Here is a 17933-nt window from a genome sequence, read left to right as displayed (position 1 = left end):
CTCCTCTCTAATTGGCAAGAAGGCAAAAGTCACCACCCTTTTCACCAAGAATGCTGATATCAGCCTGGATGGCTTTCAATTTCTGACGCAAATAGGAAATATAGACCCAGACAATCGATTCGTCCACATCTTCCTCATCATCCCAGATGGTCTTAAAAAGGTGCTCAGTCGTTAATTTCTTGGCAGGATTGAGCATGAAGTGAGCCATTAACTTGGTCTCTCTGCTCGAAAGTCTAATGGCGTTGCCAGCTACCAACTCCTGTTCCTCCTGATCCAAACGTACAGAACCAAGTGTCAAAATTTTGGCAGTAAAGGTCTCACTAACACGACGCTCTAGCGAGCGCAAACGAGCCAAAAGTTCCTTAAGAGAAATCGGCTTGGTCAAGTAGTCGTCTGCCCCAGCGTCAAGTCCTGTCACACGATCATCAACTTCAGCCATGGCCGTCAACATAATGACATGCGTCGTATTCCCAGAGGAGCGAATCTCTTTCAGGGCCTCAATACCTGTTTTAATGGGCATCATGATATCCATAATCATTACTTGATAGGCATTCTGTGCGGCTAGGTCAACTGCCTCTTGACCGTTAAAGGCCTGATCCACCTCATAGCCTTGATGCTCAAGAGCCGCCTTGTAAACTCGAGAAAGAGCTTCCTCATCCTCAGCTAGTAGAATTTTCAAAGCCATTCTAGTCCCCTCCTTCTTGAATTAAGTTACGGATGGTCTGCATGGTCAAATCACATGAAGCTAATTCATCCGCACAGCGCTTAAGCTCACGGGTAATCATTTCTGAATTCTTGATATCGTGCTTGTACTTCATCTGATGCTCCAAACTGGCCCACGAATCCTGAGCGATGGTCCGAAGCTGAACCTCAACAAAATAGGTCCCTTTATCATTACCCAGGACATCTGGAAAGTCTGTTTCCATTTCTAAAATGAGGTGGTAAGAACGATAGCCATTTGGCTTGGCATTTAGAATATAATCCTTCTCATTATAGATAGAGACTCCTGGAATAGCCTTGATTACATCGATAGTCTTGTAAATATCATCCACAAAACCACAAACAATTCGGATACCAATACTATCCCGGATTTCCTTGAGGGCAGACTGGCTGGTCTCAGGCAAATTTTTCCTACGACATTTTTCACGCATAGAATCACTTTCCTTAATTCTGGAAATGAAATGTTCATAGAGTTTAAAGCCTGTTTCTTTTTTGCTAGCAATATTAGCCGCAATAATTGGGTCTGTTATTTCTTGTAAAATTTTTGGGAGATACTGAGCATATTCCCCATAAATACTTGGAGTTGACATATAAACCTCCTCTAATATCATTCCTTAATTATAGCATAGATAGGCTTAAAAATAAGGAAAAAGCCGGCTTTGAGAAAGTCTTAAAGAATAAGAAAAACCTAGCCGAAGCCAGATTCATTTTTCCTATCTCAGTTTAATTTTCACTTAACTATTTATCAAGAGATTTGACAAAAGGCCAGTTGCCCAATTTGTTCTTCTCGTAAGTCAAGACCTTATAACCACATTGCTTGTAGCCATTTTTCTCATAGAAAGGCACATTGTAATCGCGATTGGTAATCAAGCCAAGACTACGACCTCCTGTACGACGTACAAAAGGTTCAACCCCTTCAAGCAAGAAACGACTTCCTATACCTTTTCTTTGATAATCTGGAGTTACTGCTAACATCATCAGGTACCAATCGTATTCTGCAGAATCCTCCAGATGTCTTTCAGACTCTTCAACAAAATTAAAGTACTTAAACAACTTAGTGATGCTTATGAAACGGAAAAGCTTGGTCGCTCCGTTCTGGAGATAGTTAAGCATAGAAATCGTCTGATGCTGTAAAATAGCTGCCGCAACAATGCGACCATCCTTTTCAGCCACTAAACACGAATCCATCTTTATAGCTAAACGCACCAACATTTCCTGCAAGGCTAAGACAAATTCCTCATACTGTTCAGGCTTCTTTAAATTAGCGGCAATCATTGAAAGATAGGGATAATCTTCAAAGGCATCTGCACATACTTGTGCCACTTCCTGAACTTCGTCTAGTCTTGCTTTGCGATATTGCATCTTAATCTCCTAATCTGTCTGTTTTTTTCAGTATAACACAAAACGCATGACTGACAGTCATACGTTCTATGGTTTTTTGTAAAATCTTATAATTTTATAAGAAAAGTTTAGGCAACTTCTTCTGTAAATTGACTATTATAAAGATCAGCATAGAAACCATCTGCTGCCATGAGCTCATCATGATTTCCTTGTTCAATAATATTCCCATCTTTCATCACAAGGATTAGATCAGCATTTCGAATGGTTGATAAGCGGTGAGCAATGACAAATGAAGTCCGACCTTCCATAAGTTTGTCCATGGCTTTTTGAATCAATTCTTCTGTTCTGGTGTCAACAGATGATGTCGCTTCATCCAAGATAAGAAGAGGGGCATCCTTCAGAAGGGCACGTGCAATGGTCAAGAGCTGTTTCTGACCAACTGATAATGTCACAGAATCATCCAAATAAGTGTCATAACCTTTTGGAAGTGTGGTGATAAAGTGGTGAACACCGACAGCCTTGGCTGCAGCAATAACTTGCTCGTCAGAGACATTTTCTTGGTTGTAAATTAAATTATCCCGAATCGTTCCTTCAAAGAGCCAAGTGTCTTGAAGTACCATAGAAAATTGGTCATGAACGGTCTCACGCTTCATGTCGTTCGTATCCACACCGTCAATGGTGATACGACCTTGATCGATGTTATAGAACTTCATAAGCAAGTTAACAATAGTCGTCTTTCCAGCACCTGTTGGACCAACAATCGCAATCTTTTGTCCTGGCTTAGCAAGAGCTGAAAAATCATGAATAATAGTCTTTTCAGGAGTATAGCCAAAGGAAACATGATCAAAGACAACTTGACCTTTAGTATCTGTCAATTCAGCTGTCTTGGCTGACTCATCGTCCATATCTTTTTCTTCCAAAAATTCAAAGATACGACCAATAGCTGCAGTGGCTGACTGAAGCTGTGTAATCCCTTGTGCAATTTGAGAAAGAGGTTGTGAGAAAATACGAACATAAGTCATGAAGGCTACCACATCACCAATAGTCAAGCTACCATCAATAACCTTAATAGCTCCCACAAGACAGACAATGACGTAACCAAAGTTCCCAATGAAAATCATAAGTGGCATCATAATACCTGAGATAAACTGAGATTGCCACATCGATTTATAGAGCTTATCATTAAGCTCCTTGAAAGCTTGACTACTTTCTTCAGATGCATTGTAACTTGTTACAACTGCTTGACCTGTGTAGATTTCTTCAATGTACCCGTTAATGTTAGCCAAATTTTCTTGTTGGCGTTTGAAAAGGGGTTGTGAGAAACCCATGATGAAGGCTACTAGAACAAATCCTATCAAGACAGAACCAATCGCAGTGAAAGCCATAGTGACATTTGAGTAAAACATCATAATAATGGCTGCGACCAAGAGAACACTTGAAGTAATTAGGGTACCCAGACCTTGACTAAGAGATTGTCCCAAAAGGTCAACGTCATTAGTCACACGAGAGAGGGTGTCCCCTTGAGAATGACTGTCAAAATAATTAAGGGGAACAGTGTTGATTTTCTTTTGGATAGCTGTACGGAAACGTTGTGAAAAGCGTTGTGTAACCGTCGCAACCGTAAAGCTTTGTAAGTAACCCACAATCGCTGAAATGGCATAGAGAACAGCTAAGGTCATAGCAATACTTGCCACCTTGTCCAAGTCAATGCCTGGAATCGTCCCCATTTTGGTAGGTGTAATACCTTCAGTAATAGTATTGGTAATTTCTTTAAGCTTATCTGGTCCAATAACTGTAATGACTGCTGAAATAATGGCTCCAACAATCGCAAGGACAAAGGGAACTTGGAAACCTTTAATATAGGGTTTTAAACGTTTATAGGACGATGTTTTTGGCTTATTTTCCATTTTCTAGCTCCTCCTTAGACAATTGTGAATAGGCAATTTCTTGGTAAACTTCATTATTAGCCAAGAGTTCCTTGTGGGTTCCTTGACCAACGACCTTACCTTTATCAAGAACCAAGATTTGGTCAGCATCCATTATAGTAGAGATGCGTTGCGCAACAATCAACTTGGTCATATCTTGTGTTTTTTCAGCCAATTCTTGACGCAACTTACGATCGGTCTTATAGTCCAAAGCTGAGAAGGAATCGTCAAAGATCAAGATTTCAGGCTTACGGGCAAGTGCACGCGCAATAGCCAAACGTTGTTTCTGACCACCTGAGAAGTTAGACCCAGCTTGAGCCACTTCTGCCTTAAGTTGACCTTCTTTATTTTCAACAAAGTCTTTTCCTTGAGCCAATTCGAGAGCTTCCCAAATTTTAGCGTCATCGAGAGGACTGTTATTGCTAGTTCCCATTGTCATATTTGATGTGATATCACCTGAGAAAAGCACAGCCTTTTGTGGAATATAACCGACAATATTGTGCAAGGTGTCATGATCATAATCTCGAACATCAACGCCATCAACCTTGATAGTTCCTTGCGTTGCATCGTAGAAGCGTGGGATAAGATTAACAAGCGTTGATTTACCAGATCCCGTTGAACCAATAAAAGCAACCGTATCTCCTTTTTTAGCTTTGAAGCTAACATGCTCCAAAACAGGCTCTGAAGTTTCAGAATAACGGAAGGAAACATCTTCAAATTCAACAGTTCCGACTTCTTTAGGCTTTTCAGAACTACGTTCAGGGTAAGCAACTGAAGATTGAGTATCTAAAACTTCATTGATACGTCCAGCTGCTACAACTGCTCGTGGAAGAAGGAAGAAGACAACAATCATCATCATGAATCCCATAACAACCTGCATGGCATAAGATGAGTAAACCACCATATCTGAGAAGAGATGGACCTTATTTTCCATGGCACTAGCAATCTTAGTTGGATCAGTTGGAATCTTAACATCTTCAATCAGATGCGCACCAATCCAATAAATAGCTAGCGTCAAACCACTAGATACAGCAGTCATTACCGGTGTCAGCAAGGCAAAAGAACGACCGATGAAAAGATTGTTTTGGGTCAGATCAGTATTGGCCTTTTCAAATTTATCCTCTTGATAACTCTCAGCGTTATAGGCACGTACCACACGAATCCCAGTAAGAGATTCACGCGTCACACTATTGAGTTTATCTGTCAAAGTTTGAATCAAGCGTTGCTTAGGCATGACCATAATCAAGAGGAAAAGCATGAGAATGGCAATTACTGCCACAGCCACAAGCAAAGCAAGAAGCCAATTTCCATTTTTATCAGCAATCTTTGTAATAGCCCAGATTGCCATAATAGGTCCCTGTGTAATAACCTGTAACCCCATGGTCAGTACCATCTGTAATTGTGTAATATCGTTTGTCGTACGGGTCAAAAGACTAGGAATAGAGAATTTCTTAATCTCGGCATCCGAAAAATCTAAAACCTGATGGAAGATATCATCACGAAGACGAGTGGTAAAACTAGCTGCTGTTCTGGCAGCTAGAAAACCAACCACTACAGAGGCCATAAAGCCCGCAAAGGACATTAAAAGCATTCGCATCCCTGGGGCATCCGTATTCCAAGCAAAAATATCCGACGCCTTAGTCCCCTTGGTTGATAAGAGGGTTGTAATGTCAGACATATAGTCTGGAATTTTCAAGTTTAGATAGACGTTCAAACAAACAAATATCACAGCTAAGACAATCATACTTAACTCTTTTGCCGTCAAACGTTTAAAAATTTTAAACATAAGTTACTCCTTATTTTTCTCTAAATTCTTACGAATTTGGTGAAAGACTCGAAAAGCTGTTTCTGCATCTTCTTTCGAAATACCATCTAACAACTGTCCATGGATAGCCTCTCGGAAATGTCCGACGTCTTGAGCCTTCTTTTTACCCAAGTCTGTCAGATGAACATACTTGTAGCGTTTATCCTTGTCAGATGTCACCAATTCAACGAAACCATTTTTCTCCATACGTTTGACCAAATTACTAGCCACTGACTTGGAAATAGATAGTTTTTTCTCAATATCTTTGATAAATATTTCTTTATCTTGGTTCTCAAACAAGTACCTGACGGCAAATCCTTGCGGGCCAGCCAGATGCTCAACGCCATACGCTTTACCTAACTCTTGCACGCGAGATTCCATAGTATTGATGAATTCTCTGAAGTCACTAAAAGGATCTTTTCCATGCATCGCAAGCTCCTCCTTAAATAATTCTCATGGAAACTATTTTAGTTCTTATGAGAACTATTGTCAAGAAAAAGTTCCTATGAGAACTAAAAAAGAGTGAGGTAGAAATTTTTAGTTCCTACTCTCACTCCCATAACTATTCTAATCGATGTTTCAAAGTCTAATGTCAGGCACTTCCTAAACCATGCTAGCTATATAATAATACCCTCCAAATGGTCCAATTCATGTTGAATAATTTGGGCTGGCATGCCAGAAAAGCTTAACTGTTTAGGCATCCATTGTTCATCTAAATAAGCTACCTCAATCGACTCATAACGTCTGGTTGGACGACTTCCTTCTAAAGATAAACAAGACTCCTCTGTTTGAAAAGGTGAGGATTTGCTGACTAAAACAGGATTAAACATGACTAGATTAACAAAACCGATATTTACGATAATGACACGCTTTTTAACTCCAATCATATTGGCAGCCATACCCACACAGGCATCCTTATGAAACTCCAATGTATCACGCAAATCTTTAGCCAAATAGAGGTCTTCTTTAGTCGCTTCTGTCGATTTTTGTCCAAGGAAAAAGACATCCTTTACGATAGTTTTTATCATCTATTTACTCCCTTTTCTTATCTAAACTATGAAATGATATATCCTTCTTTTATCGAAACCAAAGGTCTTCATTCCAAATAAATCACCTTGACCTATTATATCAAAAGGCCCACCCTCTAGTAAAACAGACAAAAAAAGAAACCCGCAGGCTCCTTTTTAGTCATCTTTCTTCACTCTATACAAATAACCAATAAAAACCAAAAGACTAATAGTTGAAACACTCATTGCCACTTTAGCAACTGTAGTATAGCTATAGGTCAAAACAACACCATGTTTACCTGGTGGTAAGACTAGATTAGTTGGATTCTTTTCCTTAGCTAAGTAAGTGGTTACTCGCTTCCCATCAATCCTTGCTTCTTGTCCTTTGTAGTAGAAAACTGGCAACGACAAGACCTTAGATTCTTTAGACTCGTTGGTCACTGTAAGTACTAGCTCGTTGGGAGAACGGCTGATGAATGGCTTGATTTCCTGATTATCCAAGAAAAGGTGTTTGTCAAAGACAAAGCCAAAAGGCACTTCTTTATTGGTATAATCCCCATTTATATTTTTATAAGTTCCCTTGGCCAGCATTTCTCTCGTGACTTTGGTATCGCTTGGCAATATATTCTTTGCTTTAGTCATCTTATCTTGAACAGTAACAATCTGAAACATATTTAGACAAAGACCTAACAAGACAAGTATTGTCGATGCCTTTATAGAAATATTTTCCATGATATTCGCCAAAGCTAAACTGAAGAAAAGCAGAGCAAAACTCCATAATCTCCAAGGAAATTGAAGGTTGGACACTGGACTTGCCTGTAAAAACTGCCAAGGAAAACTTTTCAAGGTTAAAAAAGCTAAAATAAGAGAAATAAAAAGGTAAATTCTAGCTTCCCCAACCTTAACAAAACGCTTAGTAAAAATCAGGCTTAGCACTAGGCCCAGGAGGTAGAGAAGATTAACTGATGGAGTCCTTAAATCACTTTTTAGAATCAACTCCCAGTTGTCTGCCAGACTTAAAGCTGTCTTTGATAGGAGCGGTTTAAAAGTCGTTCGTAGAGTGACAAACTTGAATTGCTCTATCATAGGAACAAAGAAAGCTAGAGACATACTAAGAGTGACAAGGGTGCCCTTAAGAAATCCTAGGACACGTTCTTTTTTATTATCCCAAATCCAAAAACTAGTTACCACCGCAAAGAAAATCCCAACAGAAGCCAAAAGGACCGATAAGACATGGGAATAAACTAAACCAAGCATCCCAAGAGTCAAGATCCACCATTTCTTGTAATCTCCAAAAGTTATCAAACGAACGCCAACGAAAACTAGAGGTAGAAAAATCATCGCTAGCGTTTCGCCAACGGCTGCCCGGTAATAAGAATTGTGCAAGAAATACCCCGAAAAGAGATAAAAGGTAGAAAATATCGTCACCTGTTTATCAGAATATTTCAATAAACGTAATCCGTAAAAACTAAGCAAACAAGTTACAAAGCGAACAAGAAACTGAAAACTCATCCAGGCTACAAAGACCGACTGAGTCAGCTTATAGATTATGAAAATTGGATAATAAGTTAACCAGGGATAAAAGGTATTGATTAATTGTCCGGTACCTCCGTTAGTCGTAAAATTAATAGGACTCTTCCAGACAGTATCCAAAGATAACAGTCGGTTAATGTGAAAGACAATATCATCACCATAAAGCTTGTCTCTAAAAAAGAACATAGGCAGTATTGACACCATACTGATTAAGAAACTTATTAGAATGATTGTCTGATTAGTATACTTCTTCTTTTTTAGCCCACAGGGACCCTTTCCAACACTCAAAATTATTCCTCTCATATTCTAATTCATAAAAATCTGCTCTAGAAAGAGATTTCTTACAAGGTCATTATACCAAAAAAAGCACAGAACTCCTCTTCCTCCTAAGTCTGTCTAAACAAAAAAAGAAACCCGCAGGCTTCTTTTCTTATTTTATCGAGAGGCTTATTAATCAGGTCAAGGCTGTTAATTAAACAATACCTTGAGCTGACATAGCGTCTGCAACTTTAAGGAATCCAGCGATGTTGGCACCCACAACAAGGTTACCTTCATGACCAAATTCTTTAGCAGCTGCTGCAGCATTTTCGTAGATACCTTTCATGATATCGTAAAGTTTAGCATCAACTTCTTCGAATGTCCATTGTGTACGTCCGCTGTTTTGTGCCATTTCAAGAGCTGATACAGCAACACCACCAGCGTTAGCAGCTTTGGCAGGACCAAATGATACACCAGCTTTAAGGAAGACATCAATAGCTCCCAAAGTTGAAGGCATGTTAGCACCTTCTGAAACAGCCAATACACCATTTGCTACAAGTGTTTCTGCATCTGTTTCATCCAATTCATTTTGAGTTGCACATGGGAATGCCAAGTCAGCTTTAATAGACCAAACTGTCTTTTCACCACCAGCAGGTGTGAAGGTTGCATTTGGACGAGCTTCTGCATATTTAACGATACGTTCACGTTTAACTTCTTTGATTTCTTTCAACAAGTCAACGTCGATTCCGTCTGGATCATAAACAAAACCAGATGAGTCAGAACATGTTACAGCTTTAGCACCTAGGCTTTGCAATTTTTCAATAGCGTAGATGGCAACGTTACCAGCACCTGAAACAACTGCTGTTTTACCGTTAAAGTTTTCACCACGTGCATTAAGCATTTGTTCTGCAAAGTAAACAGCACCGTAACCAGTTGCTTCTGTACGAGCAAGTGATCCACCCCAGTTCAAACCTTTACCAGTAAGAACACCTGTGTACTCATTACGAAGACGTTTGTATTGGCCATAGAGGTAACCAATTTCACGTCCACCAACACCGATATCACCTGCAGGTACGTCTGTATCTGCACCAATGTGTTTGCTCAATTCAGTCATGAAGCTTTGGCAGAAACGCATGATTTCGTTATCTGATTTACCTTTAGGATCGAAGTTTGATCCACCTTTACCACCACCGATTGGTTGACCAGTCAATGAATTTTTAAAGATTTGTTCGAAACCAAGGAATTTAATGATTGATTGGTTTACTGATGGGTGGAAACGAAGACCACCTTTGTAAGGACCAATAGCTGATGAGAATTGTACACGGAAACCACGGTTTACTTGTACTTGTCCTTTATCGTCAACCCATGGCACACGGAATGAAACGATACGTTCTGGTTCAACCAAACGTTCCAAAAGGTTTTCTTCAATATATTTAGGATATTTGTCGAAGACAGGAACAAGTGAATCGAAAACTTCTTCAACTGCTTGAAGGAACTCAGCCTCATGGCCATTTTGAGCTTTCACTTTTTCAAAAACGCTAGCAACGTACTCTTTACCTGTTGTCATATCAATTTTTCCTTTCAAATAATTACCTTAGTAATTTAATTACATGAATAGTATAAATTTTCAGAATCTTCTTGTCAAGTATTTTCTGCTATTTTTTTGATTTTTATGTTAGGTTTTATGACATAGCAAGTAATCTATCTTTTTTAAGCTACTCCTAAAAAGTTATCAATTCAACAATGTAAGCGGATTCTATTTTTCTAGTTTTTCTCCAAAATTTTTTAAACTTTTTTTCAACTTTAAAGCTAAAATAGCCTAAAAAATAATTTAGTAGATTTACTATTTTTACATTTACAAAGATCCCCAACTATGTTATTATGAATTTAGTAATTTTACTAAATCTTGAAAGGGATCATTTTTTATGAAAAGAAAGCAATTATCAGGAAAGCACATCGGCATTGTTTTTGGAACTTTCGCTCCAATGCATGTTGGGCACGTTGACCTTATTACCAAGGCAAAACGCGCTAATGACAATGTGCTCGTCATCGTAAGTGGCAGCAACACACAAGAAGATCGAGGGACACGCGCAGGCCTATCGCTCAACCGCCGTTTCCGTTATGTTCGAGAAGTTTTCTATGATGATGAATTAGTCGTTGTGGATAAACTGGATGAGGCTGGAATGCCAGCCTATCCCGAGGGATGGGTACCTTGGGTTAATCGTGTCAAAGAGCTTATCTCTAAAAATACGGATAATCCTGAAAAGATTACCTTTTATGTTGGAGAGCCAGAGTACGTGACTGAGCTCAATCGCTATTATCCTCAAGCTCAGGTAGAACTCATCGAACGCTCTATTATCAACATCTCTGCTACCGAGATTCGCGACAATCCTATGGAAAATTGGCGTTTTATCACCAAGCCTTTCCGTCGTCACTTTACTCGTAAGGTCCTTGTTGTGGGCTCTGCTAGCGGTGGAAAAACTACTCTTGTTAAAGATTTGGCCCGAACTTACAACGCTCCCTGCTCTCTTGAATATGCTAGGGAGTATCAAGAAAAGTATAATGTACGAGATGACGAGTTAGATACTAACGATTATATTCACCTCCTGACAGATCAATATGCCCAGACCTCTGATATCATTGATAAAGGGCAGCACTCAGGACTTATCTTTGCCGATACCAACTCAACCGTCACAAAAGTTTATATCGACTACTATTTGAAAGAAAATATTTCTAAAGAAGAATTTGATATGCTGGATCGGCTCTATCAGGTAACTCAAGCCCGTGAAAAATGGGATTTGATTTTTGTAATTCTGCCAAAATCAAACTATGTGGATGATGGCTTCCGTGACATGACTATGGCTGATAGCCAAACACGTGACTGGTTTACCAAGCATCTCTTAGACCTCCTATCACCATTCAAAGATAAAATCGTTATTTTAGGGGAAAATAGTAATAGTGACAGCTTCTTTGCGGATAACTACCACAAAGCCAAAAAAGCAATCAAAGAACGTCTACACATCGAGATTTAAAAGACCAATCCAACGTAATCATCACTTAAAACTTACAATACAAACATGGAGGAAACATATGACTAGAACCTTCGAAAACTCTGGTAGCGAAAAGGAATTTTTGGACATCTATCAGCGAAAGGAAATGGATAAGTACGTTAAGCCCTCAGTGACCGTTGACTCGGTCATCTTCCGCTATTATGAAGGAAGAGTCCAAACCTTACTTATCAAGCGAAAAAACCATCCTTTCATGGGGAAATACGCCTTCAGTGGTGGCTTCGTTCAGGAGCAAGAAGATCTCAATCTAGCTGTCTGTCGCGAAGTACAGGAGGAAACATCCATTACACTCAATCCTGATCATATTGAGCAACTCATTACTGTGGGAACACCTTATCGGGATCCTCGAATGTGGACCATTACAGTGGCTTACCTCTGCTTCATGACCTTCAATGACATTCAAGTGGAAAAGGCTGCCGACGATGCCGCGTCTACGCATTGGTTAGACATTGCCATGGTAGACGGTCAACTGCAACTTGTTGATGGTGATAAGACGCTGTCACATGATGACCTTGCCTTTGACCATTGGGAAATTCTCTTAACAGCTATGGAACGTATCAAGGGACGACTCGAATACTATCCAACTATCCTTTCCATTATGCCCGAGGAAAACACCTTGACCACCTACCGCCAACTTTTTGGTACCTTCAATGAAGACTACCTCAAGATGGATTCCACAAATTTCTTGCGTCGCTTTAAACACCTCTTCCAAAAAACAGGTCGTCAGGTAGCTACTAGAACCAGAAAGGCTGCCACCTACACTTATCATATCAAGCCACTCTAAAGTAAGGTCTTTGTTTGACAATTTGATACTTACATAGTAGTATTAAGAAAATTAATAAGAGGTATCCTATGAAAAGTTTTACATTGATTAGTGGAATTCTCATTACACTCTTGGGTGTCTTTTTCTTCGCTAATCCTACAAATCTTCTTGCCATCGTTGGTTGGCTATTTGCCCTAGTGATGCTGGTATCTGGTGTTTCAAGTCTCATGGTTTATTTTAAACGAGATAACGAAAACCGTTCCTTCTTCCAACTGCTTCAGAGTATCATTTCCATCGTTTTTGGTATTATCCTGCTATCAACATCGGCATGGGTGCTCTCGGGCGTAGCTGTAACCATTATCGCTTGGTGGCTTCTTGTCTCAGCATTTACGCAAGGCTTTCAAGCTTATCGCCAACGTCAATTCGGATTCTCAGGTCAACCTGCCCTATCAATCGCCTTGATTTGTCTAGTATTTGGACTCCTGCTCTTTAGCGCACCATTTTTCTCAGCCTTTCTTATTGGGCGCTTGGTAGCTTCCTTAATTATCTTCGCGGGGGTCTCTGTTCTCTCCTTTTCGTTCCGCTTGTGGTAGGAAGAAAATAGTCACTACATAAACATAAAAAAGCCTTGCAATTCACATTTGCAGGGCTTTTGTCATACTTTGATTACTAAAGAGCTTATCCTTCTAGCTCACTCAAATACTCATAGCGTTCATACTTTTCAAGCAAGGTTTCGTTAGTAGCATCCAAGTCTCGTTGGAGGGTGGCTAACTGTCCATAATCGCTAGCATTTTCAAGCATTGCTGCTTCAATCTCTTCGATTTTGGCTTCAAAATCAGCAATCTCATCTTCGATGGTCGCCCACTCTTGTTTTTCAAAGTAGCTCATGCGTTTTTTGTCTTCTTTGACTTTCTCAACTTTAACGCTAGCTTGCTCTTTTTCCTTCTCTAAGAGGGTTGCTTGCTCTTGGAAGAAGGCTTTTTCATCAAGGTAGTCAGTGTAGTTACCAAAGAACTCTCGCACACCACCCTCTTCAAAGGCTAGAATCTTGTTAGCCACCTTGTCCAAGAAATAGCGGTCGTGACTTACGGTAACGACAGGGCCACCAAAACCATTGAGAAAGTTTTCCAAAACCGTCAAAGTCGCAATGTCTAAATCATTTGTCGGCTCATCCAAGAGCAGAACGTTAGGCTTTTCAATCAGAATCTTAAGTAGATAAAGACGTTTCTTTTCCCCACCAGAGAGCTTGGCAATCTGTGTCCCATGGGTAGAACGAGGAAAGAGGAATTGCTCCAAGAGCTCTGTGATACTGGTTGTCCCAACCGTTGTCTTAACTTCATCTGCAACTTCTTGCAAGTAGTTAATGACACGCTTGCTCTCATCCATATCTTTAATTTGCTGTGAGAAATAACCAATACGTACCGTCTCACCAATATCCAGAACACCAGCTGTAGGCACAAGGTCACCATTAATCAGATTAAGCAAGGTCGATTTCCCGACACCATTATCCCCAACAATACCGATACGATCACGGTTTTGCATGATAAGATTGAAATCACTGAGAATTTGCTTGCCATCTTCATAAGCAAAATCGACATGCTCGAAGTTCACTACTTTCTTACCAATACGGCTAGTCTCAAAGTTAATTTCAAGATCGTCATTATTGATCGTTTGGTGAACCTCACCCTTAAGCTCCTTAAAACGATTGATACGAGCTTGTTGCTTGGTCGCACGTGCCTGTGGTTGCGTTCGCATCCATGCCAATTCCTGCTTATAGAGTTGCTTTTTCTTGTGAAGAGCTGCTGCATCTCGTTCATCTTGTTCAGCCTTTAGACGAACATAGTCTTGATAATTTCCCTGGTATTCAATCAGATTAGCCTGGTCTAGCTCAAAGATACGTGTGGCCACATTGTCCAAGAAATAACGGTCGTGGGTAATAAAGAGGACCGTTTTTTTAGAAGACTTGAGAAAATTAGTCAACCAAGCAATAGTATCAATATCCAAATGGTTAGTTGGCTCATCCAAGAGCAAGAGATCTGCATCATTCAAGAGAACCTGAGCCAACTGCACACGGCGACGAAGACCACCTGAGAGGTCCCCGACCTTTTGCGAGAGGTCTGACAATCCCAACTTAGACAAGACTGTCTTAACCTCGCTCTCAATGGACCAAGCATCTAGACTATCCATCTCAGCCATTACCTTCTCCAAGCGAGCCTGATTCTCCTCAGAATATTCTGCCATAAGGGTTTCATATTCTCGAATCAAAGCCATCTCACGAAGGTCTGATGACAAGACAGTTTCAAGAACCGTCTTGCTATCATCAAATTCTGGCTCTTGAGTCAAATAAGAAATCTTATAGCCATTAGCCTTGGTGAAAGGTGACACATCACCATCAAAACCAATACGCTCAGATACAACATCTAGCAAGGTTGTCTTACCTGTCCCATTGACACCAATAATCCCGATACGATCTAGATCATGGATAATGAATGAAATCTCTTTAAAAACCGTCTTGTCCCCAACGGACTTGGTTAATTTTTCAACAATAAAATCTGACATCTTTCTTCCTTTTTACAAATAACACCGCTACGGATCCTACGCATGCTCTGTAGCGGTGTGTCATTTTTATCACGTCTCTAGACTTATTTCATAGCTTGAACAAAGGCCATGATGGCTTCCTCGGCATTAGCTAGTTGACCATCAACGATGGCATTTTCGATAGCCTTAAGTGCACGACCAAGGTCCGGACCAGGTTTGAATCCTAGCTCCTTCATCAGTGTGCCACCATTCACAACGATTTCGTGCTTATCATGGATGAGCAACTGACCATCCAACTCGGCAATACGCTCATAATCGACGTCCAAGCCCTGAGCCCGTCTCAAGGTTTCAGCCTCCTCTATGAGTTCCTTACCATACTGATAAACATCTTGCTTGGTCACAGCTCTCTCCAAACGGAAATTGAAAATGTCAACCAGGGACTGAACTGTCTTTTGGAAATTAACAGACGTCTTCCATTTTTTAAGAAAAGAGCGTGGATTATCGTGCTTGAGAGCCAAAAGAGTTGCCGCCCAAGCCTGCTCAGAACTTGTAAATCTAAAGTCATCAGCATAATCTGATACAAAAGACTGCCATTTCTCTGCTGTCTCTTGAAAATCTGGAAGATACTGATAAGCCTTAGTCGCTAGAAGTGCCTTAACCCCTTTTTTCCAATGTGTTGCCAAGAGCAACTTATCAAATTCGATGAAACTTCGCTCAATCGAAATCTTTTCCAAAAGAGGAGCATGGCTGGTCATAGCCTCAAAAGTCTTTTCTTCGATATCAAAGTCTAAACTCGCTGCAAAACGTAGGCCCCGCATGATACGAAGAGCATCCTCGTTAAAGCGTTCCTCAGCCTTACCAACAGCCCTTAAGACACGGTTGTCTAAATCATCAAGACCGTTGAACTTGTCAATAACCTCAGCATTTTCATTAAGAGCAAAAGCATTGACTGTAAAGTCACGACGCTTGAGATCCTCTTCCAATGAACGCACAAAGGACACGCTAGACGGACGACGATAATCCACATAGACGTCCTCTGTTCGGAAGGTCGTCACCTCATACTCACCGCCATTTTCCAAGACCAAAACGGTCCCATGCTCAATACCAATGTCTACCGTACGTTCAAAAATCTGTTTAGTCTCCTCAGGATAAGAAGACGAAGCAATATCAACATCGTGAATGGGACGGTTGAGAAGGGCATCGCGGACCGATCCACCAACAAAATAAGCCTCAAACCCTGCAGCCTTAATTTTCTCTAATATTGGTAAAGCCTTCTGAAATTCAGAAGGCAAATAACTTAATCTCATAGTAAATGTTCCAAACCATAAACAAGCTGATTACGTTTAACAACTTCTTTAATCCCAAGATTAACACCACCCATAAAGGAAATGCGGTCGTAAGAGTCGTGACGCAAGGTCAATCCTTCTCCTTGGGCACCAAAGATAACCTCTTGGTGAGCCACAAGACCTGGCAAACGCACACTGTGAATACGGAAACCATCAAACTCCACACCACGTGCCCCAGCAAGTGTTTCCACCTCATCCTCAGCTCCCTGACGTTTAGTCTCGCGAACCTCACGAATAAGTTCAGCCGTTTTCACTGCTGTACCTGATGGCGCATCTTTCTTTTTATCGTGGTGAAGCTCAATGATTTCAAGATCTGGGAAATATTTGCTAGCTTCTGCCGCAAACTTCATAAGTAAAATAGCACCGATAGCAAAGTTAGGCGCAATCAAACCACCAATAGACTTGTCTTTAGAAAGGTCTGTTAATTCCTGAATTTGTGCTTCAGTAAATCCTGTTGTACCCACAACTGGTGCAAAACCATTCTCCAAAGCAAAACGAGTATTTTCATAGGCAACAGCAGGCATAGTGAAATCCACCCAGACATCTGCATCAAAGCCAACCAAATCCGATTTATCTGTGAAGACAGGAATACCGTCCACTTCTTTTTCTGTCGCAAATGGGTCAAGCAAGGCAGCCAAAGTCAATTCGTCATCTCCCTTGACCATCTCAACCGCAGTTGAACCCATTCTTCCTTTAAATCCAGCAACAATAACTCTAATAGACATGTCATTTTTCCTCTCTATTGATCTTAATCATAGACAAGCCCCCATCCCACATGGATAGTACTTATTTGGTAAATTTAGGTGTTAGACCTAACACTAGTGCTCCTTCACCCAAGTGTGTCGCAATTACGGCACATAAGGATACCACTGTTGAAACGCTAATTCCCTGTGCTTCTAGCTGTCTTTTAAATTCCTCAGCTTTTTCAGGAGCATTAGTGTGAAGGATACTAAACTCCATTTCACGATTTTCCTCAGCTAGGGCAACCAAACGTTTCACAGCTTTCTTCTCTGTACGCACCTTTTCAAAAACAACGATTTTTCCTTCGTCATTAAAATTCAAAATAGGTTTGATAGACAAAAGATTTCCTAAAATCGCCGAACCATTCGACAAACGACCACCCTTAACCAGATGATTAAGATCATCCACAAGAATATAGGCCGTCGTTTGGTCAACTTGCTCCTCAAGCTTCTTCAAAATGTTCTCAAAAGACATTCCTTGGGCTGACCAATGCAAAACGTTTCTCACCATAGCTCCCATAGGAGCTGCTGTGATTTTTGTATCAGGAAAAGCAATCTTCAACTTGGCATGGTCCTCAATCAAAAACTGACTATTGGCCCAAAAACCAGAGATTCCTGAAGAAAGGAAAAGCCCAATGACATGGGTATAACCTTCTGCCTCCAACTCCATAAGCAAGTTATCCAAGTCAGCTAGATTTGGTTGTGACGTCTTGAGCAGTTCCTCAGAGTTTGCCATTTGTTCATAAAACTGATTGACATCCAAGTTTTTTCCTTCAACAAAAGGCTGCCCCTCAATGATGACTGGAATATCTAAAACATAAACATCAGCATGGCCCTGAATCTCAGCAGGGAGATTAACCGATGAATCCGTAATAACTGCAAGAGACATC

Annotated in this window: 16 protein-coding genes; 3 read left to right on the top strand and 13 right to left on the bottom strand. The window is 40.5% G+C overall.

What is annotated here, in order from left to right:
• Nucleotides 1-7: 7 nt before the first annotated feature.
• The 9 genes from ACYVQ1_RS00305 to gdhA form a co-directional block, all read right to left on the bottom strand.
• Nucleotides 8-685 (bottom strand): response regulator transcription factor, encoded by a 678-nt coding sequence (locus ACYVQ1_RS00305; protein WP_461249448.1) that lies wholly within the window; start codon nucleotides 683-685, stop codon nucleotides 8-10.
• 1 nt (nucleotide 686) lies between these two features.
• Nucleotides 687-1310, bottom strand: a complete 624-nt coding sequence (locus tag ACYVQ1_RS00300; RefSeq protein ID WP_461249447.1) for a GTP pyrophosphokinase — start codon at nucleotides 1308-1310, stop codon at nucleotides 687-689.
• 148 nt (nucleotides 1311-1458) lie between these two features.
• Nucleotides 1459-2082, bottom strand: a complete 624-nt coding sequence (locus ACYVQ1_RS00295; RefSeq protein ID WP_461249446.1) for a GNAT family N-acetyltransferase — start codon at nucleotides 2080-2082, stop codon at nucleotides 1459-1461.
• A gap of 107 nt (nucleotides 2083-2189) precedes the next feature.
• Nucleotides 2190-3968 (bottom strand): ABC transporter ATP-binding protein, encoded by a 1779-nt coding sequence (locus ACYVQ1_RS00290; protein WP_461249445.1) that lies wholly within the window; start codon nucleotides 3966-3968, stop codon nucleotides 2190-2192.
• Nucleotides 3958-5772, bottom strand: coding sequence for an ABC transporter ATP-binding protein (locus ACYVQ1_RS00285; RefSeq protein ID WP_461249444.1), 1815 nt, complete (start codon nucleotides 5770-5772; stop codon nucleotides 3958-3960). Before ACYVQ1_RS00285 ends, ACYVQ1_RS00290 begins: the two co-directional genes overlap by 11 nt.
• Nucleotides 5773-5775: 3 nt before the next feature.
• A complete protein-coding gene (locus tag ACYVQ1_RS00280) occupies nucleotides 5776-6219 on the bottom strand; it encodes a MarR family winged helix-turn-helix transcriptional regulator (RefSeq protein WP_002945408.1) in 444 nt (147 codons plus the stop codon).
• Nucleotides 6220-6407: 188 nt separating this feature from the next.
• Entirely contained in the window at nucleotides 6408-6818 is a 411-nt protein-coding gene (locus tag ACYVQ1_RS00275) for a peptide deformylase (protein WP_002886693.1), read from the bottom strand.
• A gap of 156 nt (nucleotides 6819-6974) precedes the next feature.
• Complete coding sequence (locus ACYVQ1_RS00270) at nucleotides 6975-8516, bottom strand: hypothetical protein (protein WP_461249443.1); 1542 nt, start codon at nucleotides 8514-8516, stop codon at nucleotides 6975-6977.
• Nucleotides 8517-8802: 286 nt separating this feature from the next.
• A complete protein-coding gene (gene gdhA, locus ACYVQ1_RS00265; RefSeq protein WP_037597452.1) occupies nucleotides 8803-10155 on the bottom strand; it encodes an NADP-specific glutamate dehydrogenase in 1353 nt (450 codons plus the stop codon).
• A 358-nt stretch (nucleotides 10156-10513) separates the two neighbouring features.
• On the opposite strand from gdhA, the gene ACYVQ1_RS00260 reads away from it, so the two are divergent.
• The 3 genes from ACYVQ1_RS00260 (at nucleotide 10514) to ACYVQ1_RS00250 (ending at nucleotide 13012) form a co-directional block, all read left to right on the top strand.
• Complete coding sequence (locus ACYVQ1_RS00260) at nucleotides 10514-11620, top strand: AAA family ATPase (RefSeq protein WP_461249442.1); 1107 nt, start codon at nucleotides 10514-10516, stop codon at nucleotides 11618-11620.
• Between the two features lie 58 nt (nucleotides 11621-11678).
• The gene (locus ACYVQ1_RS00255) at nucleotides 11679-12440 is read left to right on the top strand and encodes an NUDIX domain-containing protein (RefSeq protein WP_461249441.1); all 762 of its coding nucleotides are present in this window, start codon (nucleotides 11679-11681) and stop codon (nucleotides 12438-12440) included.
• 68 nt (nucleotides 12441-12508) lie between these two features.
• Nucleotides 12509-13012, top strand: a complete 504-nt coding sequence (locus tag ACYVQ1_RS00250) for an HdeD family acid-resistance protein (protein ID WP_002886681.1) — start codon at nucleotides 12509-12511, stop codon at nucleotides 13010-13012.
• An 85-nt stretch (nucleotides 13013-13097) separates the two neighbouring features.
• Here ACYVQ1_RS00250 and ACYVQ1_RS00245 read toward each other — a convergent pair whose 3' ends face one another.
• The 4 genes from ACYVQ1_RS00245 to ACYVQ1_RS00230 form a co-directional block, all read right to left on the bottom strand.
• On the bottom strand, nucleotides 13098-14978 hold the full coding sequence (locus ACYVQ1_RS00245; RefSeq protein WP_461249440.1) for an ABC-F family ATP-binding cassette domain-containing protein: 1881 nt from the start codon (nucleotides 14976-14978) through the stop codon (nucleotides 13098-13100).
• An 83-nt stretch (nucleotides 14979-15061) separates the two neighbouring features.
• Nucleotides 15062-16264, bottom strand: a complete 1203-nt coding sequence (locus ACYVQ1_RS00240; RefSeq protein WP_461249439.1) for a CCA tRNA nucleotidyltransferase — start codon at nucleotides 16262-16264, stop codon at nucleotides 15062-15064.
• Nucleotides 16261-17028: a 4-hydroxy-tetrahydrodipicolinate reductase gene (dapB, locus tag ACYVQ1_RS00235; protein WP_461249438.1), complete on the bottom strand. Its 768-nt coding sequence runs from the start codon at nucleotides 17026-17028 to the stop codon at nucleotides 16261-16263. The genes ACYVQ1_RS00240 and dapB overlap by 4 nt, the downstream gene beginning before the upstream one ends.
• A 61-nt stretch (nucleotides 17029-17089) precedes the next feature.
• Nucleotides 17090-17932, bottom strand: coding sequence for a DegV family protein (locus ACYVQ1_RS00230; protein ID WP_461249437.1), 843 nt, complete (start codon nucleotides 17930-17932; stop codon nucleotides 17090-17092).
• Nucleotide 17933 lies beyond the last annotated feature (1 nt).

Source organism: Streptococcus parasalivarius, assembly GCF_054785155.1.
Note: the sequence above shows the minus strand (reverse complement) of the source record. Positions and strands in the feature narration are given on the sequence as shown.

What these genes read in the sequence shown, in the direction of transcription:
- ACYVQ1_RS00305 (WP_461249448.1), bottom strand. Translation starts at nt 685, where the DNA reads ATGGCTTTGAAAATTCTACTAGCTGAGGATGAGGAAGCTCTTTCTCGA.
- ACYVQ1_RS00300 (WP_461249447.1), bottom strand. Translation starts at nt 1,310, where the DNA reads ATGTCAACTCCAAGTATTTATGGGGAATATGCTCAGTATCTCCCAAAA.
- ACYVQ1_RS00295 (WP_461249446.1), bottom strand. Translation starts at nt 2,082, where the DNA reads ATGCAATATCGCAAAGCAAGACTAGACGAAGTTCAGGAAGTGGCACAA.
- ACYVQ1_RS00290 (WP_461249445.1), bottom strand. Translation starts at nt 3,968, where the DNA reads ATGGAAAATAAGCCAAAAACATCGTCCTATAAACGTTTAAAACCCTAT.
- ACYVQ1_RS00285 (WP_461249444.1), bottom strand. Translation starts at nt 5,772, where the DNA reads ATGTTTAAAATTTTTAAACGTTTGACGGCAAAAGAGTTAAGTATGATT.
- ACYVQ1_RS00280 (WP_002945408.1), bottom strand. Translation starts at nt 6,219, where the DNA reads ATGCATGGAAAAGATCCTTTTAGTGACTTCAGAGAATTCATCAATACT.
- ACYVQ1_RS00275 (WP_002886693.1), bottom strand. Translation starts at nt 6,818, where the DNA reads ATGATAAAAACTATCGTAAAGGATGTCTTTTTCCTTGGACAAAAATCG.
- ACYVQ1_RS00270 (WP_461249443.1), bottom strand. Translation starts at nt 8,516, where the DNA reads ATGTTCTTTTTTAGAGACAAGCTTTATGGTGATGATATTGTCTTTCAC.
- gdhA (WP_037597452.1), bottom strand. Translation starts at nt 10,155, where the DNA reads ATGACAACAGGTAAAGAGTACGTTGCTAGCGTTTTTGAAAAAGTGAAA.
- ACYVQ1_RS00260 (WP_461249442.1), top strand. Translation starts at nt 10,514, where the DNA reads ATGAAAAGAAAGCAATTATCAGGAAAGCACATCGGCATTGTTTTTGGA.
- ACYVQ1_RS00255 (WP_461249441.1), top strand. Translation starts at nt 11,679, where the DNA reads ATGACTAGAACCTTCGAAAACTCTGGTAGCGAAAAGGAATTTTTGGAC.
- ACYVQ1_RS00250 (WP_002886681.1), top strand. Translation starts at nt 12,509, where the DNA reads ATGAAAAGTTTTACATTGATTAGTGGAATTCTCATTACACTCTTGGGT.
- ACYVQ1_RS00245 (WP_461249440.1), bottom strand. Translation starts at nt 14,978, where the DNA reads ATGTCAGATTTTATTGTTGAAAAATTAACCAAGTCCGTTGGGGACAAG.
- ACYVQ1_RS00240 (WP_461249439.1), bottom strand. Translation starts at nt 16,264, where the DNA reads ATGAGATTAAGTTATTTGCCTTCTGAATTTCAGAAGGCTTTACCAATA.
- dapB (WP_461249438.1), bottom strand. Translation starts at nt 17,028, where the DNA reads ATGTCTATTAGAGTTATTGTTGCTGGATTTAAAGGAAGAATGGGTTCA.
- ACYVQ1_RS00230 (WP_461249437.1), bottom strand. Translation starts at nt 17,932, where the DNA reads ATGTCTCTTGCAGTTATTACGGATTCATCGGTTAATCTCCCTGCTGAG.